17 protein-coding genes are annotated in these 25,531 nt (G+C 59.5%); 8 read left to right on the top strand and 9 right to left on the bottom strand.

What is annotated here, in order from left to right; genetic code table 11:
* Positions 1-148 precede the first annotated feature (148 nt).
* Positions 149-724 carry an ANTAR domain-containing response regulator gene (locus tag AC1DWM_RS07850; RefSeq protein ID WP_223516712.1) on the bottom strand — a complete coding sequence of 192 codons (576 nt, stop codon included), beginning with the start codon at positions 722-724 and terminating at the stop codon, positions 149-151.
* A 15-nt stretch (positions 725-739) separates the two neighbouring features.
* The gene (locus AC1DWM_RS07845; protein ID WP_223516710.1) at positions 740-1,951 is read right to left on the bottom strand and encodes a CmpA/NrtA family ABC transporter substrate-binding protein; all 1,212 of its coding nucleotides are present in this window, start codon (positions 1,949-1,951) and stop codon (positions 740-742) included.
* Positions 1,952-2,177: 226 nt separating this feature from the next.
* Here AC1DWM_RS07845 and AC1DWM_RS07840 point away from each other — a divergent pair, with 226 nt between their 5' ends.
* On the top strand, positions 2,178-3,197 hold the full coding sequence (locus AC1DWM_RS07840; protein WP_477794949.1) for a quinone-dependent dihydroorotate dehydrogenase: 1,020 nt from the start codon (positions 2,178-2,180) through the stop codon (positions 3,195-3,197).
* Between the two features lie 216 nt (positions 3,198-3,413).
* On the opposite strand, the gene rmf is transcribed toward AC1DWM_RS07840, so the two are convergent.
* On the bottom strand, positions 3,414-3,632 hold the full coding sequence (gene rmf / locus AC1DWM_RS07835) for a ribosome modulation factor (RefSeq protein ID WP_007948532.1): 219 nt from the start codon (positions 3,630-3,632) through the stop codon (positions 3,414-3,416).
* 529 nt (positions 3,633-4,161) lie between these two features.
* Between rmf and rlmKL the strand changes: the two genes are divergently transcribed.
* Positions 4,162-6,432 (top strand): bifunctional 23S rRNA (guanine(2069)-N(7))-methyltransferase RlmK/23S rRNA (guanine(2445)-N(2))-methyltransferase RlmL, encoded by a 2,271-nt coding sequence (gene rlmKL, locus AC1DWM_RS07830; protein ID WP_223516707.1) that lies wholly within the window; start codon positions 4,162-4,164, stop codon positions 6,430-6,432.
* 141 nt (positions 6,433-6,573) lie between these two features.
* Positions 6,574-8,973: a sensor domain-containing diguanylate cyclase gene (locus AC1DWM_RS07825; protein ID WP_223516705.1), complete on the top strand. Its 2,400-nt coding sequence runs from the start codon at positions 6,574-6,576 to the stop codon at positions 8,971-8,973.
* A gap of 129 nt (positions 8,974-9,102) precedes the next feature.
* Here AC1DWM_RS07825 and dacB read toward each other — a convergent pair whose 3' ends face one another.
* On the bottom strand, positions 9,103-10,563 hold the full coding sequence (gene dacB / locus AC1DWM_RS07820; RefSeq protein WP_223511772.1) for a D-alanyl-D-alanine carboxypeptidase/D-alanyl-D-alanine endopeptidase: 1,461 nt from the start codon (positions 10,561-10,563) through the stop codon (positions 9,103-9,105).
* A 234-nt stretch (positions 10,564-10,797) separates the two neighbouring features.
* On the opposite strand from dacB, the gene AC1DWM_RS07815 reads away from it, so the two are divergent.
* Positions 10,798-11,142 carry a YggL family protein gene (locus AC1DWM_RS07815; protein WP_007896965.1) on the top strand — a complete coding sequence of 115 codons (345 nt, stop codon included), beginning with the start codon at positions 10,798-10,800 and terminating at the stop codon, positions 11,140-11,142.
* Between the two features lie 135 nt (positions 11,143-11,277).
* On the opposite strand, the gene AC1DWM_RS07810 is transcribed toward AC1DWM_RS07815, so the two are convergent.
* Entirely contained in the window at positions 11,278-12,468 is a 1,191-nt protein-coding gene (locus AC1DWM_RS07810) for a benzoate/H(+) symporter BenE family transporter (RefSeq protein ID WP_223511770.1), read from the bottom strand.
* Between the two features lie 355 nt (positions 12,469-12,823).
* Between AC1DWM_RS07810 and AC1DWM_RS07805 the strand changes: the two genes are divergently transcribed.
* Positions 12,824-13,588: a GntR family transcriptional regulator gene (locus AC1DWM_RS07805; RefSeq protein ID WP_223511768.1), complete on the top strand. Its 765-nt coding sequence runs from the start codon at positions 12,824-12,826 to the stop codon at positions 13,586-13,588.
* Between the two features lie 180 nt (positions 13,589-13,768).
* Here the strand turns inward: AC1DWM_RS07805 and guaD are convergent, their stop codons facing one another.
* The 4 genes from guaD to xdhA form a co-directional block, all read right to left on the bottom strand.
* Positions 13,769-15,073, bottom strand: coding sequence for a guanine deaminase (guaD, locus tag AC1DWM_RS07800; protein ID WP_452627473.1), 1,305 nt, complete (start codon positions 15,071-15,073; stop codon positions 13,769-13,771).
* Positions 15,074-15,081: 8 nt separating this feature from the next.
* Positions 15,082-15,927, bottom strand: coding sequence for a xanthine dehydrogenase accessory protein XdhC (xdhC, locus tag AC1DWM_RS07795; RefSeq protein WP_477794948.1), 846 nt, complete (start codon positions 15,925-15,927; stop codon positions 15,082-15,084).
* Between the two features lie 115 nt (positions 15,928-16,042).
* Positions 16,043-18,442 (bottom strand): xanthine dehydrogenase molybdopterin binding subunit, encoded by a 2,400-nt coding sequence (xdhB, locus tag AC1DWM_RS07790; protein WP_223511762.1) that lies wholly within the window; start codon positions 18,440-18,442, stop codon positions 16,043-16,045.
* Positions 18,435-19,889 carry a xanthine dehydrogenase small subunit gene (xdhA, locus tag AC1DWM_RS07785; RefSeq protein WP_477794947.1) on the bottom strand — a complete coding sequence of 485 codons (1,455 nt, stop codon included), beginning with the start codon at positions 19,887-19,889 and terminating at the stop codon, positions 18,435-18,437. The genes xdhB and xdhA overlap by 8 nt, the downstream gene beginning before the upstream one ends.
* A 266-nt stretch (positions 19,890-20,155) precedes the next feature.
* Between xdhA and AC1DWM_RS07780 the strand changes: the two genes are divergently transcribed.
* The 3 genes from AC1DWM_RS07780 (at position 20,156) to zipA (ending at position 25,419) form a co-directional block, all read left to right on the top strand.
* Positions 20,156-20,815 (top strand): GntR family transcriptional regulator, encoded by a 660-nt coding sequence (locus AC1DWM_RS07780; RefSeq protein WP_223511760.1) that lies wholly within the window; start codon positions 20,156-20,158, stop codon positions 20,813-20,815.
* A gap of 2 nt (positions 20,816-20,817) precedes the next feature.
* Positions 20,818-24,306 (top strand): chromosome segregation protein SMC, encoded by a 3,489-nt coding sequence (gene smc / locus AC1DWM_RS07775; protein WP_223511759.1) that lies wholly within the window; start codon positions 20,818-20,820, stop codon positions 24,304-24,306.
* A 258-nt stretch (positions 24,307-24,564) separates the two neighbouring features.
* The gene (gene zipA, locus AC1DWM_RS07770; RefSeq protein ID WP_477794946.1) at positions 24,565-25,419 is read left to right on the top strand and encodes a cell division protein ZipA; all 855 of its coding nucleotides are present in this window, start codon (positions 24,565-24,567) and stop codon (positions 25,417-25,419) included.
* The last annotated feature ends 112 nt before the right edge of the window (positions 25,420-25,531 follow it).

The raw sequence follows: 25,531 nt of genomic DNA, 5'->3' as shown, positions 1-25,531 counted from the left end.
TTACTTAGCCAGATTTGTGCCAACAGCCCGGGACCGAGTTGCAGCCATTCGCGAGCAGGCTCGCTCCCACAGGGGGATTGGGTCTTACACAGATCCAGTGCGGGAGCGAGCCTGCTCGCGAAGAGGCCTTCAAAGGCAGCACAAAACTTCAGCCAAGCAACTCACTCATGGCAATAATCTGCTCTGCAACCTGGATCAGCTTCTGCTGCCGGCTCATGGCCTGGCGGCGCATCAGGGTGTAGGCCTCTTCCTCATTGCAGTTTTTCATCTTCATCAGCAACCCCTTGGCCAACTCGATGCGCTTGCGTTCGGCCAGTTGTTGGTCGCGGGCATGAAGCTGAGCGCGTAACGCCTGGTCACTTTCAAACCGTGCCATGGCCACGTCGAGAATCGGCTGCAAGCGTTGTGCGTGAATACCTTCGACGATATAGGCACTGACCCCGGACTGAATCGCCTGGCGCATCACGCCGGGGTCATGTTCATCGGTAAACATGACGATCGGCCGTGGTTGGTCGCGGGTCACCAGCACTACTTGCTCCATCACATCGCGGCTCGGTGACTCGGTATCGATCAGAATCACGTCCGGACGCACCATTTCGACGCGTTCGGGCAGGTCGATGGTCAGACCCGACTCATCGATCACCTCAAACCCGGCTTCGGTCAGGGCGGCTTTGAGGCGGCCGACTTTCTTCGCGGTATCGTTGATCAGCAGGATACGCAGCATGTTTGCAGTCTCCTGTCAGCGGTGAGCGAATCGTTGCGAGCTGTCGCTCAGGGCGTGCAACTTGAAGCTGCGGGCATAGCCGGACGGATCGGAGCCGTCCCAGACTTTGCCGTCGATCAACTGGCTGCTGCGCATGTCCTGACCACTGGTGGCGACACCGACAGCGGTGGCGGCTTCACGGTACAGATCCAGTTGCTGAACCTGACGGGCCACGTCGAGGTAATCCGGATCGTCACGCAACAATCCCCAGCGCCGGAACTGAGTCATGAACCACATACCGTCGGACAGGTACGGCACATTGACCTCGCCGCCGGCATGGAAACGCAGCGCGTGCGGGTCCTGCCAGCGATTGCCCAGCCCGTCAGCGTAATCGCCCAGCAGGCGCGGCTCGATGCAGTCGAGGGGCGCGTCGAGGTAGTCGGGCGCGCTCAATAGTTGTGCGGTGCTGCGGCGGTTTTCAGGGTTTTGCTCGATGAACCGGCTGGCTTCCAGAATCGCCATCACCAAGGCTCGCGCGGTGTTGGGGTATTGCTCGACAAACGCACGAGTGCAGCCGAGGACTTTTTCCGGGTGATCGGGCCAAATGGTCTGCGACGTCGCCAGGGTAAAGCCGAGATTCTGCTGCACCGCGCTGGCTGACCATGGCTCACCCACGCAAAAACCATCTATACGTCCGGCTTGCAGGTGCGCGACCATTTGCGGTGGCGGCACTACCACGCTGTCGACATCCTGCAACGGGTGGATGCCCTGACTCGCCAGCCAGTAATACAGCCACATGGCGTGGGTGCCGGTGGGAAATGTCTGGGCGAAGGTGAGTTTTGAGCGAGTTTGGTGCACGTGGTGGTCGAGTGCTTCAGGACTGGTCACGCCCAACGCCTGCAAACCGTGGGAGAGATTGATGCTCTGGCCGTTCTGGTTCAGGCCCATCAGCACTGCCATGTCGGTCGAGACGACGCCGCCGATGCCCAGGTGAACCGCATAAATCAGGCCGTACAGGCTGTGGGCGGCATCAAGTTCGCCGCTGACCAGTTTGTCTCGCAAGTTGGCCCAGGACGACTGGCGCTTGAGGTTCAGGGTCAGGCCGTAGGGCTGGGCGAACCCCTGGGTCGCGGCGACTACGACCGAGGCACAGTCGCTCAAGGCCATGAAACCGAGATTGATGTCGGTCTTTTCCGGGGCATCGCTGCCATTGACCCAGGCCAGAGGGTCGGCTGGAACTTCAATCATCAATAAACACCTTTTAAAAAAAAACGCCGCCAAGGGCTGCTTGCCAGAGCAAGGCCCAGTGACGACGCCTTTGTCTTGCGACCCATTGCGCCGTTGGCATGAGTGCTGATACCGGTGACGGTGCAAGGCATATGCCATCGCTCGTTGATTTCATCGCGCGCCTCGCCTGCAACCGGATGCCCGGCTATAATTGCCGCCACTTTTCAGCCCAGAGTCAAACCCGCCCATGTACACCCTGGCCCGTCAGATGTTGTTCAAACTTTCCCCGGAAACCTCCCACGATCTGTCCCTGGACCTGATCGGCGCGGGCGGGCGTTTGGGCCTCAACGGCTTGCTGTGCAAGGCCCCGGCGAAAATGCCGGTGTCGGTCATGGGCCTGGATTTCCCGAACCCGGTGGGTTTGGCGGCCGGTCTGGACAAGAACGGCGCGGCCATCGACGGATTCGCTCAACTGGGTTTTGGTTTTGTCGAAATCGGCACCATCACCCCGCGCCCGCAGCCGGGCAACCCGAAACCACGGATTTTCCGTCTGCCGGAAGCCGAGGCGATCATCAACCGCATGGGGTTCAACAACCTCGGCGTCGATCACCTGCTGGCTCGCGTGGCGGCGGCCAAGTACAAAGGCGTGCTGGGCATCAACATCGGCAAGAACTTCGACACCCCGGTTGAGCGCGCGGTCGACGATTACCTGATCTGCCTGGACAAGGTGTACGCCCACGCCAGCTACGTGACGGTCAATGTCAGCTCGCCCAACACCCCGGGCCTGCGCAGTCTGCAGTTCGGCGATTCGCTCAAGCAGTTGCTCGCTGACCTGGCCACGCGCCGCGCAGAACTGGCGTTGCGCCACGGCAAACATGTCCCGCTGGCGATAAAGATCGCGCCGGACATGACCGACGAAGAAACCGTACAAGTCGCACAAGCGCTGATTGAAACCGGGATGGACGCGGTGATCGCCACCAACACCACCCTGAGCCGTGTTGGCGTCGAAGGCATGGAATACGGTGACGAGGCGGGTGGCCTGTCCGGCGCACCGGTTCGCGACAAGAGCACTAACACCGTAAGAGTGCTGGCGGCAGAACTGGCAGGTCGCTTGCCGATCATCGCCGTGGGCGGCATCACCGAAGGCAAACACGCGGCCGAGAAAATCGCGGCGGGTGCGAGCCTGGTGCAGATCTACTCCGGCTTTATCTACAAAGGCCCGGCGTTGATTCGTGAGTCGGTAGACGCCATCGCAGCACTGCGCTAAACCCCTGTAGGAGCCCGGCTTGCCGGCGATGGCGTCCTTGAGATCGCTGTCGCCGGCAAGCCGGGCTCCTACAAAGGATTGTGTTTAGCCAGAGAGCAGGCATAAAAAAGGGCTCCTCGAAGGAGCCCCTGGGCCGAAGCCCGCCGTCCGGATGGGACGTGTGTGGTTAATTCAGTCAGTCATCAGATTTTCGTGTCGGAGTGTTAGGCCCTGTAATTAATTGCCGACGGCGTGAAGTTCGTTGAGTCTGTGGATTCCCGCAGTGCCGGTCATACCGTCCCAGTTGTCGCCGCGTCCCTCGCGCCAGCCGTTAATCCAGGCTTGGCGTACTGACGGTAGAGTAAATGGGCAAAGCTCACGGGATTTGCCACCAACGCCATATTGATATCCGCGCAAAAATGCTCTTTCCAACGGATCACGCTTAAGTCTTCTCATAGGGTGTTGCCCTCACTTGTTGACTGTATTCATCGCGTAGACCTCAATCGAGGTCTGGCAGAAAAAAACTCTGCCGTTGGGGCCCGCTGCCGGCGTCGCGAGCCAAGGTGTTGACGTCGTTGCGGCGTCAACCTGTATTGAGTTCTAACCAATGCGTCACATCGAGGGAATGATCGTTTTGTCATAAGGACGTAACGATAAAGATGCTATGGCGATAAGTAACACGATGTTTGCCCCGTGTTTGTTGGTAAAGCCCTGTATGATCGGCCCCCCGCAGGATGATGGGGTTAATCCTTAGTGAGAATGACTTCTGTTGCGTGGGAGCATTATTCGACGAAGGGTCGACTTGTGACATTTTGTTGCATCAACTTTTTTATCTGCCTGTGCATCTAAGCTCTTCTAACCTGAGCAGCACTGGTGGGACGGCACACCTTCGTGCCACGCGGGCGCTCTTTTAGAAAAGCGCCTGATTGAAATCCGGGCCGGCAATGCGTTGCCGGTTCACTTAGCTAAAGGCTTTGAAAATCCAATGTCCGATCAATTCGAAATCTTCCTCACTTGCCCCAAAGGCCTTGAAGGCCTGCTGATCGAGGAAGCCGTCGGGCTTGGCCTTGAAGAAGCGCGTGAGCACACCTCTGCCGTGCGCGGCATGGCGACCATGGAAACCGCTTATCGCCTGTGCCTGTGGTCGCGTCTGGCGAACCGGGTGTTGCTGGTGCTCAAGCGTTTCCCGATGAAGGATGCCGAAGACCTGTACCACGGCGTACTGGACATCGAGTGGCAAGACCACATGCTCAACGCCGGTACCCTGGCCGTCGAGTTCAGCGGCCATGGCTCAGGTATCGACAACACCCACTTCGGCGCTTTGAAAGTCAAAGACGCCATCGTCGACAAACTGCGCACCCCGCAAGGCGACCGTCCGTCGATCGATAAACTCAACCCGGACTTGCGCATTCACCTGCGCCTGGACCGTGGCGAAGCGATTCTTTCCCTCGACCTGTCGGGTCACAGTCTGCACCAGCGTGGTTATCGCTTGCAGCAAGGCGCGGCACCGCTGAAGGAAAACCTCGCGGCCGCGATCCTGATCCGTTCCGGCTGGCCACGCATTGCGGCCGAAGGCGGCGCGCTGGCTGACCCGATGTGCGGTGTCGGTACGTTCCTGGTCGAAGCCGCGATGATCGCCGCCGACATGGCGCCGAACCTGCGTCGCGAGCAGTGGGGCTTTACCCATTGGCTGGGCCACGTCCCGGCGCTGTGGAAAAAGCTTCATGAAGAAGCCACTGAACGTTGCGCAGCCGGGTTGGCCAAGCCACCACTGTGGATTCGCGGTTACGAAGCCGACCCGCGCCTGATTCAACCGGGCCGCAACAACGTCGAACGTGCCGGCCTGAGCGAGTGGATCAAGATCTACCAGGGCGAAGTCGGTACGTTCGAGCCGCGCCCGGACCAGAACCAGAAAGGCCTGGTGATCTGTAACCCTCCATACGGCGAGCGTCTGGGTGACGAGGCGAGCTTGCTCTACCTCTATCAGAACCTCGGCGAGCGTCTGCGTCAGGCCTGCCTGAACTGGGAGGCCGCGGTGTTCACCGGAGCGCCGGACCTGGGCAAGCGCATGGGCATTCGTAGCCACAAGCAGTATTCGTTCTGGAACGGCGCGCTGCCGTGCAAGTTGCTGCTGATCAAGGTCACGCCAGACCAGTTCGTCACGGGCGAGCGTCGCACCCCGGAACAACGCCAGGTCGAGCGCGAGCAGGCAGAAGTCGAAGTCGCCGGCAACGATGTGGTGCCGGGCAAGTACGAGAAGTACAACAAGAACGGTAACCCGATCAAACCGGCACCGGTGGTGATCGAGCAACCGCGCTTGAGCGAAGGCGGGCAGATGTTTGCCAATCGCCTGCAGAAAAACCTCAAGGCAATGGGCAAGTGGGTCAAGCGCGAAGGCATCGATTGCTATCGCGTCTACGATGCCGACATGCCGGAATATTCCATGGCCATCGACCTGTATCAGGATTGGGTCCACGTCCAGGAATACGCGGCGCCGAAATCCATCGATCCGGAAAAAGCCTCGGCACGCATGTTCGATGCCCTGGCCGCCATTCCGCAGGCCCTGAACATCGACAAGAGCCGCGTGGTGGTCAAGCGTCGCGAGCGTCAGAGCGGCACCAAGCAGTACGAGCGTCAGGCCGCGCAGGGCAAGTTCGTCGAGGTCAACGAAGGTGGCGTGAAGCTGCTGGTCAACCTCACCGACTACCTCGACACCGGGCTGTTCCTCGATCACCGTCCGATGCGCATGCGCATTCAGAAAGAGGCGGCCGGCAAGCGCTTCCTCAACCTGTATTGCTACACCGCGACGGCCAGTGTTCACGCGGCCAAGGGCGGCGCACGCACCACTACCAGTGTCGACCTGTCGAAAACCTACCTGGACTGGGCGCGACGTAATCTGTCGCTGAACGGTTTCTCTGACAAGAACCGTCTGGAGCAGGGCGATGTGATGGTCTGGCTCGACGCCTGCCGTGACGAATACGACCTGATCTTCATCGACCCGCCGACGTTCTCCAACTCCAAGCGCATGGAAGGGATCTTCGACGTGCAACGCGACCAGGTGCAGTTGATCGACTTGGCCATGGCGCGTCTGGCACCCGGTGGCGTGTTGTATTTCTCCAACAACTTCCGCAAGTTCGCCCTTGAGGAAAACCTCACCGAGCGTTACGCCGTTGAAGAAATCACCGCCCAGACCATCGACCCGGATTTCGCCCGTAACGGCAAGATCCACCGTGCCTGGAAAATCACCGCACGTTGACACCTGAACGGTGGATCCACAGAGCCTTGATTTTTAAAGGCTCTTTGGATTCTTTCAGTACTGGTCAAATTAGTGGCTAATGGCTATAACTCTTCTCATGGCCAATGGGTTTTCCCGCACCTGGCGTTTTGAGTTGCATCTATGTCGTTGCACGCCGTGCGCCCCAGGATCCTGGGTATTATCAGCGAAGATGCCTCGGCCTGGCTGGTCGCGCTGCTGGTATTGATTATGGGTGGCATCCTTACGGGGATACTCGCCTGGTCAACGCTCAATGTATTCCACCATCAACTCAAGCAACGCTTCCAACTGCTGGCCAGTGAGCGTTTTAGCCGCATTGAAGAACGTTTCGTAGACCAGGAGCAGCGCCTCGACGGCCTGCGCCGGTTCTTCTCTAATTCCAGTTCGGTCTCCCGCGAGGAGTTCGACGGTTACACCCAAGCCCTGTTGCACCGGACTCAAGCCTATGAATTCGCGGCGCGAGTGACGCGTGCCGAGCGCGCAGAATTCGAGCGCAAGGCGCGGGGCGAGGGATTGCGCGACTTCACCATTCGTGAACTTGACGGCAACGGTCAACTGCAATTGGCCGCTGAACGCGATGAATACGTGGCGGTGCTTTACAGTCAGACGCAAAGTCGACTGGGCTCGCTGCCGGGTTACGACTTGCTGACCGAGTCGATGCGTCGATCAACCGTTGAGCGGGCGGACAGACTGGGCGCTATGACGGTGTCGCAGCCGATGCATCTGGTCAGTATCGAGCCGGCTTATGAACGTGGCGTGCTGTTGGTGGCCCCGGTGATGCTGCGCAACATGCCAAGCGCTACGGGTGCAAAACCCTACGGTTATGTCATGGCAGTGATCAGCATGCGCCAGTTGCTGGCAGATGGATTGTCGGACTCCACGCACGACTATCTCTCGGTGCGCATTCTCGACTTGTCGATCGACGAACAGCACGAAGCGCTTTTCGAATCCTTCAACGTACCGGCAGCCAGTAGTTTGTCTGCAAGCCGGCTGTTGCGACTGGCCGATCACGATTATCAAGTCGACATCACCCCGAGCGAAGCCTTTGTAAAAGCCAACCATTCTTCGGTGAAGACCCTGATGGTGCTGGGCGGGTTGCTGAGTCTGTTGCTCAGTGTGTTGTTGTACGTGTTGGTCAGTCAGCGTCAGCGCGCGCTGAAAATGGTGGAGCAGCGGACTGAGGAATTACGTGCCCGCGAGCAGGAGCTACGTGGCGCTCACGGCCAGTTGCGTGCTGTGCTGAATGCGGCGACTCAGGTGGCGATCATCGCCACCGACCTGCGCGGGATCATCAATACGTTCAATGCCGGTGCCGAGCAGATGCTGGGTTACGCCAGCGTCGAGGTCGTGGGACACATGACCCTGGAAAACCTGCACTTGCGCCGGGAGTTGGTGGTACGCGCGGCGGAGTTGAGTGCGCGGTATGGCAAACCTATTCCGACCAGTCAGGCGATGTTGGTCAAGGGGGGCGAAGAGGGCGGGCACGAGGCGCGGGAGTGGACGCTGGTTCGCCGCGATGGCAGCCATTTGGCGGTGAACATGCTCGTGACCCCGGTGCTCGACGAGCAAAGTCTGTGGGTCGGTCACCTGGCGATCTGCATCGACATTACCGAACGCAAGCGCGTCCATGAGGCACTGGCGGCGCGGGACGTGTTATTGAAAAAACTCAGCGCCCATGTGCCCGGTGGCATCTATCAATTCAAGATGGAGTTCGACGGTCGCTTCCGTGTGATCTACGTCAGCGACGGTATTCGAGAGATCTACGAACTCGAACCTGATGTGCTGCTGCTCGATGCCGAATCGATCTTCACGCGCATTCACCCACAGGACTCGACCCGGGTCCGTGCTTCGATCCTGGCGTCAGCGGACACCCTTAGCCCGTGGCGCGAGGAATACCGCGTGCAGTTGCCCATACGCGGCCTGCGCTGGGTTCGTGGTGAGGCGACCCCTGAAGAGCTGCCCGGTGGCGGCGTTCTCTGGCATGGCTACATTTCCGACATCTCCGACTTGAAGCGAGTGGAAGAAGAGTTGCGCGCGCTGTCGATCACCGACTCGCTGACCGGGATCCACAACCGCCGTTATTTTCAGGAACGCCTGACCACCGAAATGGTTCGGGTCCAACGTGGCGGGGGCGAGTTGTCGGTGATCATGCTCGACATAGACCACTTCAAGCGCATCAACGACCAGCATGGCCACGCCATGGGGGATCGGGTATTGCAGGCCGTGTGCGAGCGTATCGGTCATCGGTTGCGGCGCACGGATGTGTTCTGTCGCCTCGGGGGGGAAGAATTCATGGTGCTCTGCCCCGACACCGACAGCGAGCAGGCTCAAGTGCTGGCCTTGCAGTTGTGGCAAGGGCTGCGCAGTTCACCGATCGACGCCGTCGGGATCGTCACCGCGAGTTTCGGGATTGCCAGTTGGCGCGTCGGGGAGGGTGTGGATGCGCTGTTGCTGCGGGCAGACTCAGGGGTTTATGTGGCGAAGCTGGCTGGGCGGGATCGGGTTGAGGCGCAGATGAGCTAAGACTGGACTCCTGTAGGAGCGGGCTTGCCCGCGAAAGCGGTGTGTCAGTCAACATAAATGCTGGATGACACACCGCATTCGCGGGCAAGCCCGCTCCTACATTGGATCTTTGGTGTTCTTTAGACTGGGTTATAGCACCGAAGCCGTTTCCGGCAGTTTCGGCTGGCGATACAGGTCCAGCAGCACCTGATCCAGTACCGAAGACGCGCCAAACGGTGCCTTGTCGTTAAGGATCGCCACCACTGCCCAAGTGTTGCCATTGACGTCGCGGCTGAAGCCGGAGATGGCGCGTACGGTGTTCAGAGTGCCCGTCTTGACGTGGGCTTCGCCGCGCATCGCGGTGGTTTTCAGGCGTTTGCGCATGGTGCCGTCGGTGCCGGCAATCGGCATCGAACTGATGAACTCGGCGGCATACGGGCTGTGCCATGCCGCTTGCAGCATGGCTGCCATTTCACGGGCGCTGACGCGTTCGGAGCGGGACAGGCCGGAACCGTTCTCCATCACCAGGTGCGGCGCCGTGATGCCTTTCTTCGCCAGCCACTGACGGACCACACGCTGCGCGGCCTTGGCATCATCCCCGTCGGCATCGGTGCGGAACTTCTGCCCCAGGCTCAGGAACAGTTGCTGAGCCATGGTGTTGTTACTGTATTTGTTGATGTCGCGGATGATTTCCGCCAGGTCCGGCGAGTAAGCCCGGGCCAGCAATTTGGCACCGCTTGGGGTGGGCGCGAGTACATCCTTGCCCTGAATGCTGCCGCCCAGTTCTTTCCAGATGGCCCGCACAGCGCCAGCGGTGTAAGTCGCGTGGTCAAGCAGCGACAGGTACGTCTGGGAGCTGCAGCCATCGCCCAACTGGCCACCGACCGTCACGGTCATGCTGCCATCGGCCTGGGTCACCGGGTTGTAACGCACGCCACCGGTGCATTGCTTGGAGTTGACGGCTTTGACCTGGTTTTCGATACGGATGCTGGCAATCGGCGGTTCCACCGACACCAGCACCCGGCCGTTGTCGTTGCGCGCCACAAAGCGCAGGGCCTTGAGGTTGACCATCAGCGAGTCGGGCTTGACCAGGAACGGCTTGTTCTCGTCGTTGCCATCATCATTGAACTCGGGCAATTGCGGTTGGGTGAAAAAATTGCGGTCCAGCACCAGGTCACCGGTGATTTGCGTCACGCCGTTGGCGCGCAGATCGCGCATTAGCAGCCAGAGTTTTTCCATGTTCAGCTTAGGATCGCCGCCACCCTTGAGGTAGAGGTTGCCGTTGAGGATGCCGCCGCTGAGGGTGCCGTCGGTGTAGAACTCGGTTTTCCACTGATGGTTCGGGCCGAGCATTTCCAGCGCGGCATACGTGGTGACCAACTTCATGGTCGAGGCCGGATTGACCGAGACGTCAGCGTTGAAAACGGTCGGGGTGCCTGGGCCTGTGAGCGGGATCATTACCAGCGATAGGGCGCTGTCTTGCAGTTTACTGGCCTTGAGGGCTTTTTCGACGTTGGGCGAGAGCGCGGTGTTGACCGGGGCGGCGGAAACGGAAAGGGCCAGAGGAAGAATGAAACTGGCCAGCAGCAATGGACGTAAAGACTTGATCATGTGCAATAAAACCCTACAGGCGAGGGGGAAAAAAACGAGGGCATGGCGATAAAATCCCTCAGTGGTCATGAAAGTGTCGGCATTATGCCCCAAGGCTTGAAGTCGTGTGCCGTGCCATACCCCTCTAATCCGCTATTTTTTTACCAGTGGTCAGACATGCACCCCAGAGAGTCGGGCAATTAGTGGCTTAAACTGCTAAAGTGCCGCCCGTTATTACTTTTGAGGATTGTTCCAATGGCGACTAACCGTTCCCAGCGTCTGCGCAAAAAACTGTGCGTCGATGAATTTCAAGAGCTGGGTTTCGAACTGAACCTGGATTTCAAAGAAGATTTGGCTGATGAAGCCATTGATGCTTTCCTCGACGCGTTTCTGAAAGAAGCCATGGAAGCCAACGGTCTGGGCTATGTTGGCGGCGACGACTTCGGTCTGGTTTGCCTGCAGAAGCGTGGCTCGGTATCCGAAGAGCAGCGTGCTGCTGTTGAAGCCTGGCTCAAAGGCCGCAGCGAATTGACTGAAGCAACCGTCAGCCCGCTGATCGACGTCTGGTACCCGGAAAAGCCGATCAATCCGGTAGCTTGATGTCATAAAAGAAGCGGCGACCCAAGGGTCGCCGTTTTTTTATGCGCGAGATCGCAGCCTCGTTGCACTCGACAGCTSCTACAGGATGAACGCGTTCCATGTAGCAGCTGTCGAGTGCAACGAGGCTGCGATTTTTCAGTTACTACGCCAATTCAAAATCACCAGCGTCAACACCCCCGCGACAATCCCCCAGAACGCCGAACCGATGGAAAACAGCGTCAGCCCCGACGCCGTGACCATAAAGGTGATCAACGCCGCTTCACGTTCCTTCACCTCGGTCATTGCGATGCTCAAGCCATTGATGATCGAGCCGAACAACGCCAGCGCCGCAATCGACAGCACCAACTCCTTCGGCAACGCGGCAAACAGCGCCGCCAGCGTCGCGCCGAATACCCCGGCGATCCCGTAGAAAATCCCGCACCAGACGGCGGCCGTGTAGCGTTTGTTGCGATCTTCATGGGCATGCGGCCCGGTGCAAATCGCTGCGCTGATGGCCGCCAGGTTGATCCCGTGGGAGCCGAATGGGGCCAGCAGCAATGAGGCGATGCCAGTAGTGGTGATCAGCGGTGAAGCCGGCACGGTATAACCGTCGGCGCGCAGTACGGCGATGCCCGGCATGTTCTGCGAGGTCATGGCCACCACGAACAGCGGAATGCCGATGCTGATGGTCGCGGCCAGGGAAAAGTGCGGCGTGGTCCAGACCGGCGTCGCCACTTCCAGATGGAAACCACTGAAATCCAGCAGCCCCATGAACCCGGACAACGCCGTGCCGATCAACAGCGCGGCCAGCACGGCATAACGTGGCGACAGGCGCTTGATCAGCAGATAGGTGAAGAACATGCCCAGCACCAGCCCGGTGCGATGCTGGGCGGCGACGAAAATCTCGCTGCCGATCTTGAACAGAATCCCCGCCAGCAGGGCCGCAGCCAGGGACGCCGGAATCTTCTTCACCAGCCGTTCGAAGCTGCCGGTCAAGCCACAGATTGTCACCAGCACCGCACACGTGATGTAGGCGCCGATGGCCTCGCCGTAACTCACACCGCCCAGGCTGGTGATCAGCAACGCGGCACCGGGAGTCGACCAGGCAATCGTGATGGGGGTGCGATAACGCAACGACAGGCCAATTGAGCACACGGCCATGCCAATCGAGATCGCCCAGATCCACGACGAAATCTGTCCGCTGGTCAGGCCAGCCGCTTGTCCGGCCTGGAACATCAGCACCAGAGAGCTGGTGTAACCGGTCATCATCGCGATAAACCCGGCGACGATGGCCGATGGCGAAGTGTCGGCCAATGGTCGGAGCTGCGTGTGCGTGGCGTCGTTCATGACAGCGGTGTTCCTTCTGATAAAGATGTTCGAAACGCCACTGAACTCTGTAGGAGCCGAGCTTGCTCGCGATGGCGGTGGGTCAATCGACACATGTGTTGACTGGCGAGACGCCATCGCGAGCAAGCTCGGCTCCTACAGGGATTGCGTTCGAGCGGCAGATTCCGGGTTCAAGCCTAAACTCAAACGTAGCGGATCGTTGCAATACAGCGGAAGCGACAAACAGCCGTACAGTCGTGTTGCCACCATCCATTGTGTACAATCGCCGTGTTTTTTACGCGATACTTGCCAGCGACCCACTGTGCCGTATTACAGTCACGGTCAATTCGCCGCAGTTCTCCCGACTCGAGTGCCCATGAACGAACAGTTGCAGCCCCTAAAGAAACAACCGCGTACAGGCAAAGCCGGTCGCAGCGGTACCCAGGACGATATTGTCTACGCGCATATCTTCGAGGCCATTCTCGAACAGCGCCTGGCGCCCGGCACCAAGTTGAGCGAAGAAGCGCTGGGGGAAATTTTCGGGGTCAGTCGCACCATCATTCGCCGCGCACTGTCGCGCCTGGCCCATGAAGGCGTCGTGCTGCTGCGTCCGAACCGTGGCGCGGTCGTCGCCAGCCCGAGCGTCGAAGAGGCCCGGCAGGTGTTCTTTTCGCGCCGTCTGGTTGAGCGGGCGATCACTGAGCTGGCGGTGCAACACGCGACCGCAGAGGAGCTCGCCGAGTTGCGGCAGATGGTCAGCGATGAGCGCGACAGCTTCTCCCGGGGCGATCGCGGTGCCGGCATCCGTCTGTCGGGTGAATTCCACCTGAAACTCGCTGAAGCGGCGAAGAATGCGCCCCTGATCAGCTTCCAGCGCAGTCTGGTGTCGCAGACTTCGTTGATCATTGCCCAGTACGAAAGTGGCAACCGTTCGCACTGTTCCTACGACGAGCACACCCAGCTGATCGACGCCATCGAAGCGCGCAACGCTGAGCTGGCGGTGAGTTTGATGATGCATCATATGGATCACATCGACAGCAAACTCAACCTTGACGAAGAAAGTGCGTCGGATGATTTGCACGCGGTGTTCTCGCATTTGTTGCAGACCAAGAAGCCAGGGCGGCCGAGCGCGAAACTCTGATAGACCGAGTTGCCCCATTCGCGAGCAGGCTCGCTCCCACAGGGTTTTGTGTTGAATGCAAAATTTGTGATCAGCGAAGATCCACTGTGGGAGCGAGCCTGCTCGCGATGGCGATCTGACGGACAATAAAAATCCCCCAGGCTGTTAAGCAGTGGGGGATTTTTTTATGCCCGGAAAAACTCAGCGCTGATGCACCAGATTCCCCGCGGCATACGTCTGCAGAACAGTGCGGTCATCCCCCAGCGTCATCAACACAAACAACGTCTCGGCGATGTTGTTTGCCTGCTTCAAGCGATAGCTCAGCAGTGGCGTGGCGTTGTAGTCCAGCACGAGGAAGTCCGCATCGGTGCCCGGTTTCAGCGTGCCGATCTTGTCTTCCAGTCGTAGCGCTCGCGCACCACCGAGCGTGGCCAGGTACAGCGATTTGAAGGGGCTCAGGCGCGCACCTTGCAACTGCATGACTTTGTACGCTTCGTTCAAGGTTTGCAGCAGCGAGAAACTGGTGCCGCCGCCCACATCTGTACCCAGGCCGACATTCAGTTTGTGTTTCTCGGCCATCGGCAGGTTGAACAAACCGCTGCCAAGGAAGAAGTTCGACGTCGGGCAGAACGCGATCGCCGAGCCGGTTTCTGCCAGCCGTGCGCACTCGTCGTCGCACAGGTGCACGCCGTGGGCAAACACCGAACGCTCGCCCAGCAATTGGTAGTGATCGTAGACGTCCAGGTAGCCTTTGCGTTCCGGGAACAGCTCCTTGACCCACTCGACTTCTTTCAGGTTTTCACTGATGTGGGTCTGCATGTACAGGTCCGGGTATTCACTCAGCAACTGGCCGGCAAGGGTCAGTTGTTCCGGGGTGCTGGTCGGGGCGAAACGCGGGGTGACGGCGTAGTGCAAGCGGCCCTTGCCGTGCCAGCGTTCGATCAGCGCCTTGCTTTCGACGTAGCTGGATTCGGCGGTGTCGGTCAGGTAATCCGGCGCATTGCGGTCCATCATCACCTTGCCGGCGATCATGCGCAGGTCGAGCTGTTCGGCGGCCTCGAAGAACGAGTTCACCGATTGCGGATGCACGCTGCCGAACACCAGCGCGGTGGTGGTGCCGTTGCGCAGCAGTTCCTTGATGAAAATGTCGGCCACTTCATCGGCATGAGCCTTGTCGGCGAACTGGCGTTCGCACGGGAAGGTGTAGGTGTTGAGCCAGTCCAGCAGTTGCTCGCCGAAGGCGCCGACCATGCCGGTTTGCGGCAAATGGATGTGAGTATCGATGAGGCCCGGTGTGATCAACGCATCCTGATAATGAGTGATCTCGATATCGGTCGGCAGCGTCGGCAGCAAGTCGCTGGCGTGGCCGAGCGCACTGATCTGGCCGTTATCGACTACCAGCAAGCCGTCTTCGAAATACTCGTACGAGGCTTCGATCCCGACTTCGGCGGGGTCGGCGATGCTGTGCAGGATGGCGGCACGGTAGGCTTTGCGAGTCAAAGGCATGGGAGTTCTCAGTTAGAGGCTTGACTGCGGCGTGAAGCTGGCAGCAGTTTGGCAATCGATGATCCGGCGCTGGCGGTCTGCTGGCCGAAATTCGCGTTATAGGTGGCGATGATTTCGCCGGCGATGGAGATGGCGATTTCCACAGGCAACTTGCCTTTGACTTCGCCGATGCCCATTGGGCAACGCATGCGTTGCACAACGCTGTTGTCGAAACCGCGATCACGAAGACGATGTTCAAACTTCACCCGTTTGGTCTTCGAACCGATCAGGCCGAAGTAGGCGAAGTCATTTCGTTTGAGGATCGCGGCGGTGAGTTCGAGGTCGAGCTGGTGATTGTGGGTCATGACGATGCAATAGCTGCCGGCGGGCAGGTCGTCGATTTCATCCACCGGTTCTTCGCTGACAATCTTGCGCACGCCGTGGGGGATCTGTTCAGGGAATTGGTCTTCCCGCGAATCGATCCAGCGCACCCGGCAAGGCAGGCTGGCGAGCAGTGGCACCAGTGCGCGGCCAACGTGACCGGCGCCGAACACGGCGATCTGCGCCTGCACCTGGCCCATCGGTTCGAACAGCAACACCGTCGCGCCGCCGCAGCACTGGCCAAGGCTGGCGCCGAGGCTGAAGCGCTCCAGGTGCGTGTCCTGTTTGCCGCTGGCGAGCATGTCGCGGGCGATCTGCATGGCCTTGTATTCCAGATGCCCGCCACCGATGGTGTCGAAGGTCTGGGTGGCGCTGATGACCATCTTCGAACCGGCATTGCGCGGCGTCGAGCCGAGCTCTTCGATGATGGTCACCAACACGCAGGGTTCACCCTGGGATTGCAGGTCGGCGAGGGCGTCGATCCAGTTGTACATGTTTCACCTCAACATCTCTGTTGTCTGTTCGGGCCTCTTCGCTGGCAAGCCAGCTCCTACAGGGGAACGCAAAACCTGTAGGAGCTGGCTTGCCAGCGAACCAGGCGACGCGGTCCTAGAGCGAAGCCAGCTCGGTTTCAGCTTCCACGGCTTTCACCGCCTTCAACTGCCGCATCTGCTCACAGCCCCACAGCACCCGCTCCGGGGTCGCCGGTGCGTCGATTTTCGGTTGATGCTTGTAGTCACCGAGGCTCGCCACGGCATCCTTGATCGCACACCACGACGCAATGCCCAGCATGAACGGCGGCTCACCCACAGCCTTGGAATGGAACACCGTGTCTTCCGGATTCTTGCGGTTTTCCACCAGCTTCACCCGCAGGTCCAGCGGCATGTCCGCCACGGCCGGGATCTTGTAGCTGGCCGGGCCGTTGGTCATCAGTTTGCCCTTGTCGTTCCACACCAGTTCTTCCATGGTCAGCCAGCCCATGCCCTGGATGAATCCGCCCTCGACCTGGCCGATGTCGATGGCCGGGTTCAGCGAGGCGCCGACGTCGTGGAGGATGTCGGTGCGCAGCATCTTGTATTCGCCGGTCAGGGTGTCGACGATCACCTCGCAGCACGCTGCGCCAAAGGCGTAGTAGTAGAACGGCCGCCCCCGCGCCTGGCTGCGGTCGTAGAAAATTTTCGGGGTCTTGTAGAAGCCGGTGCTCGACAGCGACACCTGAGCGAAATACGCCTGCTGGATCAGCGCTTCAAACGTCAGGATGTGATCACGAACCCGCACGTGACCGTTGTGGAATTCCACGTCTTCTTCGCTGACCTTGTAGTGCCGTGCGGCAAATTCGACCAGGCGTTTTTTGATGATTTCAGCCGCGTTCTGTGCCGCTTTACCGTTCAGGTCGGCACCGCTGGACGCCGCAGTTGGCGAGGTGTTTGGCACCTTATCGGTGTTGGTCGCGGTGATCTGCACGCGTTCCATTTCCACCTGAAATACTTCGGCCACGACTTGCGCGACTTTGGTGTTCAAGCCCTGGCCCATTTCGGTTCCACCATGGTTCAGGTGGATGCTGCCGTCGGTGTAGACGTGGATCAGTGCGCCGGCCTGGTTGAGGAAGCTGGCGGTGAAGGAAATACCGAATTTCACCGGGGTCAGCGCCAGGCCTTTTTTCAGGATCGGGCTGTTGGCGTTGTAGCGACGAATCGCTTCGCGGCGCTCAAAGTACTGGCTGCTTTCTTCAAGTTCGGCGGTCATTTCTTCGAGCATGTTGTGCTCGACAGTCTGGTAGTAATGCGTGACGTTGCGTTCGGTCTTGCCGTAGTAGTTGGCCTTGCGCACGGCCAGTGGATCGAGGCCCAGATGGCGGGCGATCGCATCCATCACTTCTTCAATCGCGACCATGCCTTGCGGGCCACCGAACCCACGGTAAGCGGTGTTCGACGCGGTGTTGGTCTTGCAGCGATGACCGTTAATGGTCGCATCGCCCAGGTAGTACGAGTTGTCGGCGTGGAACATCGCACGGTCGACAATCGACGCCGACAGGTCCGGTGAGCAGCCGCAGTTACCCGCCAGTTCCAGCGCGATGCCGTGCAGGCGGCCGGTGCTGTCGAAGCCAACGTCGTACTCGACGTAGAACGGGTGACGCTTGCCGGTCATCAGCATGTCTTCAACGCGCGGCAGGCGCATTTTGGTCGGTTGACCGGTGAGGTGTGCGATCACGGCGCACAGGCACGCAGGACTTGCTGCCTGAGTTTCCTTGCCACCGAAACCACCGCCCATGCGGCGCATGTCGACGACGATTTTGTTCATCGATACGTCGAGCACTTCGGCGACGAGCTTCTGCACTTCGGTCGGGTTCTGCGTCGAGCAGTAGACGATCATCCCGCCATCTTCAGTCGGCATCACCGATGAGATCTGGGTTTCGAGGTAGAAGTGTTCCTGTCCGCCGATGTGCAGCGTGCCCTGGATGCGATGCTCGGCCGTTGCCAAGGCACCCGCAGAATCGCCGCGCTGATGCGTGTGGCTGTCGAGCACGAAGTGGCGTTTGCGCAGGGCTTCGACCACGTCCAGCACCGGCTCCAGATCTTCGTATTCGATGATCGCGGCCATGGCGGCCTTGCGTGCGGTTTCGAGGTCTTTTGCCGCAACTGCGAGTACTGGCTGACCGACGAACTGCACGTCATCAATCGCCAGCAACGGGTCGCCAGGCAACAGCGGGCCGATGTCTTTCAGACCCGGCACGTCTTCGTGGGTGATGGCGATGCGTACGCCTTCGAAGGCATAGCATGGCTTGGTATCGATGCTGATGATTTTCGCGTGGGCGCGGTCCGACAAGCGTGCGTAAACGTGCAGCTGGTTCGGAAACTCCAGGCGGTCGTCGATGTACTGCGCTTCACCGGACACATGTTTGGCGGCGCTGTCGTGCTTGACGCTGCGGCCGACACCGGTGGTCAGGTCCTTGGCGAACAGTTCAGCCAGTTCGGCTTGGGTCTTCTCTACAGCGTGATGATTAGACATAAGCGGTCACCCGAGTCTCGATGTGCGGTGTTTGCAGTTCGATGAAGTATTTACGCAGCAGGTTTTGCGCGCTGAGCAGGCGGTATTCCTTGCTGGCGCGGAAGTCCGAGAGCGGCGTGAAATCTTCGGCCAGTGCGGCGCAGGCGCGTTCGACGGTGGCGTGATTGAACGGTGCACCGAGCAATACTTTTTCGCAGGCGCTGGCACGTTTCGGTATGGCCGCCATGCCACCGAATGCCACGCGGGCATCAGCGATCACGCCGTTTTCCAGACGGATATTGAACGCGGCGCAAACGGCGGAGATGTCATCGTCCAGACGCTTGGAAACCTTGTAGGCGCGGAACAGTTGCTCGGCGCTGGCACGCGGCACGATGATCTTCTCGATGAACTCGCTTTCCTGGCGCGCGGTGACCCGGTAATCGATGAAGTAATCTTCCAGGGCCAGGGTGCGACGGGTTTCGCCCTTGCACAGGACGATCTGCGCGCCGAGAGCGATCAGCAGGGGAGGCGAGTCTCCGATGGGCGAGGCGTTGCCGATGTTACCGCCGAGGGTGCCTTGGTTGCGGATCTGCAGCGACGCAAAACGGTGCAGCAACTCACCGAAGTCCGGGTACTCGGCGTTCAACGCTTCGTAGCAATCGGAGAGGGCAGTGGCTGCGCCGATTTCCAGGCAATCGTCAAAACGGTCGATGCGCTTCATCTCGGCCACGTTGCCGACGTAAATCATCACCGGCAAGGTGCGGTGGAACTGCGTGACTTCCAGCGCCAGGTCTGTACCGCCGGCCAGCAGGCGGGCTTGTGGATAAGCGTCATAGAGATCGGCCAGGTCAGCGACGGTCAGCGGCACCAGACAGCGCTTGTCGCCGCTGTTGAGTTCGCCAATGGACGTGGGGGCAATGGCTTTAAGGCGAGCAATGGTGTCGGCTTCGCGCGCATCGAACTGGTCCGGTTGCTTGCCGCAGCAGGACTGCTCGGCAGCTTGCAGAATCGGCCGATAGCCGGTGCAGCGGCACAGGTTGCCGGCCAGCGCTTCGTGAGCTTTGTGTTGGTCCGGTGCGTCGCTGTTCTTTTGCAGGGCAAACAGCGACATGACGAAGCCTGGGGTGCAGAAACCGCATTGCGAACCGTGGCACTCGACCATGGCTTTTTGAACGCTATGCAGTTCGCCTTGGTGTTTGAGGTCTTCAACGCTGATCAGTTGTTTGCCGTGCAGTGACGATACAAACGTCAGACACGAATTGAGGCTGCGATAGCGAATGTGTTCGCGGCCATCGTCATCCGTTTGCAACTCACCGACCACCACGGTGCAGGCGCCGCAGTCACCGCTGGCGCAGCCTTCTTTGGTGCCGGGTTTGCCCACATGGTCGCGCAGATAGTTGAGCACGGTCAGGTTTGGGTCCAGGGCGTGCTCGCTACGGAGTTCCTGGTTAAGTAAAAACTGGATCACGGAAGGCCTCGCAGACTCATTATTGTTGTTAACCGACTAAGACCGAATTTAGCAGGTCTGACTTTTCGGTCAATGATTTTCTGACTTAAAGGTCAGGAAATAGCATTTTGTCGGTAAACCCTTCATTCCTTCATTATTGACCCTCGCGCACTTGCCTGCTTTTTTGCTTGAATCGTGCCAAAACCGCCGAGTGGGCCCTGCGCCATGACCTATCAAGTGCGCTACACTGCGCCGCCTGTGCAGATCGAAGAGTTTGAAGGACAACCATGACGTTCAAGGCGCCGGACAGCCTCGCCGAGCAAATTGCTCACCACCTCGCCGAACGCATCATTCGCGGCGAAATGAAGCCCGGGGAGCGCATTCAGGAACAGAAGGTCACGCTGGCACTCAATGTCAGCCGCGGCTCTGTTCGTGAGGCCTTGCTGATCCTTGAGCGTCGCCACCTGATTGCGATCCTGCCGCGACGGGGCGCCCATGTCACCGAACTCACGGCGCACAAGGTGCAGAGCCTGTGCGCGCTGATGAGCGAGCTGTACATTCTGCTCGGCAATGCCGTGGCCAACGGCTGGAAAACCCAGGCCGACATGGCGCCGTTCGTGCAGATCCAGCAGCGCCTGGCCGCCAGTTACGAGCGTCAGGACATCCGCACCTTCGTCGACGACAGCTTCAATGTGATGCGCGCCGCGTATCCGTTCGCCAACAATCCGTACTTGCAGGAAACCGTCGAGAATCTGCAGCCGGCCATGAGCCGCGCGTATTTCCTCGCCCTGGACCAGCGCAAGGCCTCGATGAGCGAATTCCTTGAGCTGTTCGAACGCCTGCTCGCCGCGGTCCTGAACCGTGACTTTGCGCAGATCCGCGAAGTGCTGACGGCCTACACCCAGCGCAGTTGCGATCTGGTGGTTTCTGCCCTGACGGACGCTTAAACGTGCGGCTCAAGTGCATCAAGCTGGCGGGGTTCAAATCCTTCGTCGATCCGACCACGGTGAACTTCCCCAGCAACATGGCGGCAGTGGTCGGGCCCAATGGTTGCGGCAAGTCGAACATCATCGACGCCGTGCGCTGGGTGATGGGCGAAAGCTCGGCCAAGAACTTGCGCGGCGAGTCGATGACCGACGTCATCTTCAACGGTTCGACCAGTCGTAAACCGGTGAGCCAGGCCAGCATCGAACTGGTATTTGATAACTCCGACGGCACTCTGCTTGGCGAATACGCCGCTTATGCGGAAATTTCCATTCGACGCAAAGTGACCCGCGACAGCCAGACCACCTACTACCTCAACGGCACCAAATGCCGTCGTCGCGATATCACCGACATCTTTCTGGGGACAGGCCTCGGCCCGCGCAGCTACTCGATCATCGAGCAGGGGATGATCTCCAAGCTGATCGAGTCCAAGCCCGAAGACCTGCGCAACTTCATCGAAGAAGCGGCGGGCATCTCCAAGTACAAGGAGCGCCGGCGCGAAACTGAAAACCGCATCCGCCGCACCCACGAAAACCTTGCGCGCCTGACCGACCTGCGTGAAGAGCTTGAGCGTCAGCTTGAGCGTTTGCACCGCCAGGCCGAAGCCGCAAAGAAGTATCAGGAATACAAAGGCGAAGAGCGTCAGCTCAAGGCCCAATTATCGGCCTTGCGTTGGCAGGCGTTGAACGAGCAGGTCGGTCAGCGTGAAGCGGTGATCGGCAACCAGGAAGTCACCTTCGAAGCCTTGGTCGCCGAGCAACGCAATGCCGATGCGAGCATCGAACGCTTCCGGGACGGGCACCATGACCTGTCCGAACGCTTCAATCTGGTGCAAGGTCGCTTCTATTCGGTCGGCGGCGACATCGCCCGGGTCGAGCAGAGCATCCAGCACGGCCAGCAACGCCTGCGACAGCTGCAGGACGATTTGAAAGAAGCCGAGCGCGCACGCCTGGAAACCGAGTCGCACCTGGGCCACGACCGCACGCTGTTGCTGACCCTCGGCGAAGAGCTCGACATGCTCACCCCGGAGCAGGAAGTCACTAGCGCCGCCGCCGAAGAAGCCGCCGCCGCGCTGGAAGAATCCGAAACCACCATGCATGGCTGGCAGGAGCAGTGGGACACGTTCAACCTCACGGCTGCCGAGCCGCGTCGCCAATCCGAAGTTCAGCAATCGCGCATCCAGCAGCTGGAAACCAGCATGGAGCGTTTGGCCGACCGTCAGAAGCGCCTCGGCGAAGAGCGCGCGCTGCTCTCGGCAGACCCTGAAGACGCGGCGATCATGGAACTCAGCGAGCAGTTGGCGGCCAGTGAAGCCACGCTTGAAGATTTGCAGGCCAGTGAAGAAGCGCAAGTCGAACGCCTTGAGCAATTGCGTCAGGAACTGCAATTAGCCCTGCACAATCAGCAACAGGCGCAAGGCGATTTGCAGCGCCTCAACGGTCGTCTCGCCTCCCTTGAAGCGTTGCAGCAAGCCGCGCTCGATCCGGGCACCGGCACCGCCGAATGGTTGCGTGAGCAGCATCTGGCGGATCGCCCGCGTCTGGCCGAAGGCCTGAAGGTTGAAGCGGGTTGGGAGCTGGCGGTGGAAACCGTGCTCGGCGCCGACCTGCAAGCGGTGCTGGTGGATGACTTCGGCGATTTCGATCTGGCTGGTTTTGCCCAGGGCGATTTGCGTTTGCTCAGCCCCGCCAGCGATGGCGTGCGCGTGCCGGGCAGCTTGCTCGACAAGGTTGAGGCGCAGATCGATTTGTCGCCATGGCTGGGGCAGGTCAAACCGGTCGACAACCTCGAACAGGCGTTGGCGCTGCGCGGTCAATTGACGGCCGGGCAGAGCTTGATCAGTCGTGATGGTTACTGGGTCGGTCGGCACTTTTTACGCGTGCGTCGGGCCAGCGAAGCCGAAAGCGGTGTGCTGGCACGCGGCCAGGAAATCCAGCGTTTGACCGAGGAGCGCGAAGAGCGCGAAGCCACGGTCGAAACCCTGGAAACCCAACTTCAAAACCTCAGGGCGCAGCAGCGTCAGCAGGAAAACGGTCGCGAACATCTGCGCCGTCTGCTGCAAGACGAAGCGCGCCAGCAAGGCGAATTGAAGGCGCAACTTTCTGCCGGCAAAGCCAAGGCTGAGCAGTTGACGTTGCGTCGCACGCGCCTCGACGAAGAGCTGGCCGAGCTGAGCGAACAGCGTACGCTGGAACACGAAAACATCGGCGAAGCGCGCCTGCAATTGCAGGAAGCCCTCGACGCCATGGCGCTGGACACCGAGCAGCGTGAGTTGCTGCTGGCCCAGCGGGACAGCTTGCGCGAGCGACTGGATCGGGTACGACAGGAAGCCCGGCAGCACAAGGATCACGCGCATCAATTGGCCGTGCGTCTCGGCTCGCTGAAGGCGCAACACGACTCTACGCGTCAGGCGCTGGAACGTCTGGAAATGCAGTCCGAGCGTCTGACCGAAAAACGCGAACAGCTCAGCCTCAATCTGGAAGAAGGCGAGGCGCCACTGGAAGAGCTGCGGCTGAAACTGGAAGAGCTGCTCGACAAGCGCATGACCGTCGACGAAGAACTCAAGACCTCGCAGATCGCCCTGGAAGACGCCGACCGCGAACTGCGCGATGCCGAGAAGCGGCGTAATCAGGCCGAGCAGCAGTCGCAGTTGATTCGCGGCCAGATGGAAACCCAGCGCATGGAATGGCAAGCCCTGACCGTGCGCCGCAAAACGCTCGAAGACCAATTGCACGAAGACGGCTACGACCTGCACGGCGTGCTCGCCACGCTGACTGCCGAGGCCAATGAGAAGGATGCCGAAGAAGAACTCGAACGCATCGCCGCGCGCATTCAGCGCCTCGGTGCGATCAACCTGGCGGCCATCGACGAATACCAGCAACAATCCGAGCGTAAGCGTTATCTGGATGCGCAGAATGATGATTTGGTGGAAGCGCTGGACACGCTCGAGAACGTGATTCGCAAGATCGACAAGGAAACCCGTAACCGCTTCAAAGATACCTTTGATCAGATCAATGGCGGTTTACAGGCACTTTTCCCAAAAGTTTTCGGTGGGGGACGCGCGTATTTGGAACTGACGGGCGAAGATCTACTCGATACAGGGGTAACGATCATGGCGCAGCCGCCAGGGAAGAAGAACAGCACCATCCATTTGCTCTCCGGCGGCGAAAAAGCCCTGACTGCTTTGGCTCTGGTTTTTGCGATCTTCAAGTTGAACCCGGCGCCGTTCTGCATGCTCGATGAAGTTGACGCGCCGCTGGATGACGCTAACGTTGGACGCTACGCACGGCTGGTCAAAGAGATGTCGCAGACGGTGCAGTTCATCTATATCACCCACAACAAGATCGCCATGGAAATGGCCGAACAGCTGATGGGTGTAACGATGCACGAACCGGGTTGCTCGCGTCTGGTGGCCGTGGATGTCGAGGAGGCGATGGCGATGGTGGATGCCTGAGTTGGCGTTTGTAGGGTAAGTATTACCGGGCTGTAGGAAGTTTTTACTTGCCTCTACTTGCTGGCCAATCGACATATTCGCTCAAGCCTTGGTGGCAGACGGTGTAAAGTTGCCTTTGGTCGTGCTAGTTTAATGTCAATTTTTCGTATACGTGGGCAAAACGCCTGTCAGAACATAGAGTTGGCGCCACGTTTTAAAGCGGTTTGCAGGTTGTAAACCCCTTATTTTTCAGCATTTTTTATAGAGGCACGGGATTACATGGAAATCGGTCTGCGCGAGTGGCTGATCGTCATCGGCATTATTGTCATTGCCGGTATTCTTTTTGATGGCTGGCGCCGTATGCGCGGCGGCAAGGGAAAACTGAAATTCCGTCTTGACCGAAGTTTGTCCAATTTACCGGAAGAGGATACCGGCGCCGAGCTGTTGGGCCCGCATCGTGTGTTGGATTCGCAGAAAGAACCGCAACTGGACGAGCACGATCTGCCGTCGGTGAGCATGCCTGCCCGTGAACCGCGTGAATCGGGTTCCAAGCGCGGCAAGCGTGGTCATGGCGAGCCTTCCCAGGGCGACATGAACCTCAGCCTGGACCTGGACGGCGGCCCGAGCTTCAGCAGCCGTGACGACGATTTCCCGGATGACACCAAGGCCTCGCCAGCCGTCAGCGAAAAAGATCATCCACAAGCTGAAGAAGTGCTGGTAATCAGCGTGATCTGCCGTGACGCCGCCGGTTTCAAAGGCCCGGCGCTGTTGCAGAACATTCTGGAAAGCGGTCTGCGTTTCGGTGAAATGGACATCTTCCACCGTCACGAAAGCATGGCCGGTAATGGCGAAGTTCTGTTCTCCATGGCCAATGCGGTCAAGCCGGGTGTTTTTGATCTGGATGACATCGACCACTTCAGCACCCCGGCCGTGAGCTTCTTCCTCGGTCTGCCAGGTCCGCGTCATCCCAAGCAAGCCTTCGACGTGATGGTGGCTGCGGCGCGCAAATTGTCCCAGGAGCTGAACGGCGAACTGAAAGACGACCAGCGCAGCGTGTTGACCGCCCAGACGATTGAGCACTACCGTCAACGCATCGTTGAATTCGAACGTCGCGCACTGACTCAGAAGCGTTGAAATTGGCAACGTATGGGGGGCTGCACCGCGTCTCCCGTACCCTGTAGGAGCCGAGCTTGCTCGCGATGGCGATCTCAAAGACGCCATCGCCGGCAAGCCGTGCTCCTACAGT

The sequence above is a fragment of the Pseudomonas sp. P4_C8 genome, from assembly GCF_056401975.1.
Note: the sequence above shows the minus strand (reverse complement) of the source record. Positions and strands in the feature narration are given on the sequence as shown.

Excerpts from the sequence above, each read along its gene's own strand:
- AC1DWM_RS07805 (WP_223511768.1), top strand. The coding sequence starts at position 12,824 with ATGAACGAACAGTTGCAGCCCCTAAAGAAACAACCGCGTACAGGCAAA.
- AC1DWM_RS07850 (WP_223516712.1), bottom strand. The coding sequence starts at position 724 with ATGCTGCGTATCCTGCTGATCAACGATACCGCGAAGAAAGTCGGCCGC.
- AC1DWM_RS07825 (WP_223516705.1), top strand. The coding sequence starts at position 6,574 with ATGTCGTTGCACGCCGTGCGCCCCAGGATCCTGGGTATTATCAGCGAA.
- xdhB (WP_223511762.1), bottom strand. The coding sequence starts at position 18,442 with ATGTCTAATCATCACGCTGTAGAGAAGACCCAAGCCGAACTGGCTGAA.
- rmf (WP_007948532.1), bottom strand. The coding sequence starts at position 3,632 with ATGAGAAGACTTAAGCGTGATCCGTTGGAAAGAGCATTTTTGCGCGGA.
- rlmKL (WP_223516707.1), top strand. The coding sequence starts at position 4,162 with ATGTCCGATCAATTCGAAATCTTCCTCACTTGCCCCAAAGGCCTTGAA.
- AC1DWM_RS07815 (WP_007896965.1), top strand. The coding sequence starts at position 10,798 with ATGGCGACTAACCGTTCCCAGCGTCTGCGCAAAAAACTGTGCGTCGAT.
- AC1DWM_RS07845 (WP_223516710.1), bottom strand. The coding sequence starts at position 1,951 with ATGATTGAAGTTCCAGCCGACCCTCTGGCCTGGGTCAATGGCAGCGAT.
- dacB (WP_223511772.1), bottom strand. The coding sequence starts at position 10,563 with ATGATCAAGTCTTTACGTCCATTGCTGCTGGCCAGTTTCATTCTTCCT.
- xdhC (WP_477794948.1), bottom strand. The coding sequence starts at position 15,927 with ATGTACAACTGGATCGACGCCCTCGCCGACCTGCAATCCCAGGGTGAA.
- AC1DWM_RS07810 (WP_223511770.1), bottom strand. The coding sequence starts at position 12,468 with ATGAACGACGCCACGCACACGCAGCTCCGACCATTGGCCGACACTTCG.
- guaD (WP_452627473.1), bottom strand. The coding sequence starts at position 15,073 with ATGCCTTTGACTCGCAAAGCCTACCGTGCCGCCATCCTGCACAGCATC.
- AC1DWM_RS07780 (WP_223511760.1), top strand. The coding sequence starts at position 20,156 with ATGACGTTCAAGGCGCCGGACAGCCTCGCCGAGCAAATTGCTCACCAC.
- AC1DWM_RS07840 (WP_477794949.1), top strand. The coding sequence starts at position 2,178 with ATGTACACCCTGGCCCGTCAGATGTTGTTCAAACTTTCCCCGGAAACC.
- zipA (WP_477794946.1), top strand. The coding sequence starts at position 24,565 with ATGGAAATCGGTCTGCGCGAGTGGCTGATCGTCATCGGCATTATTGTC.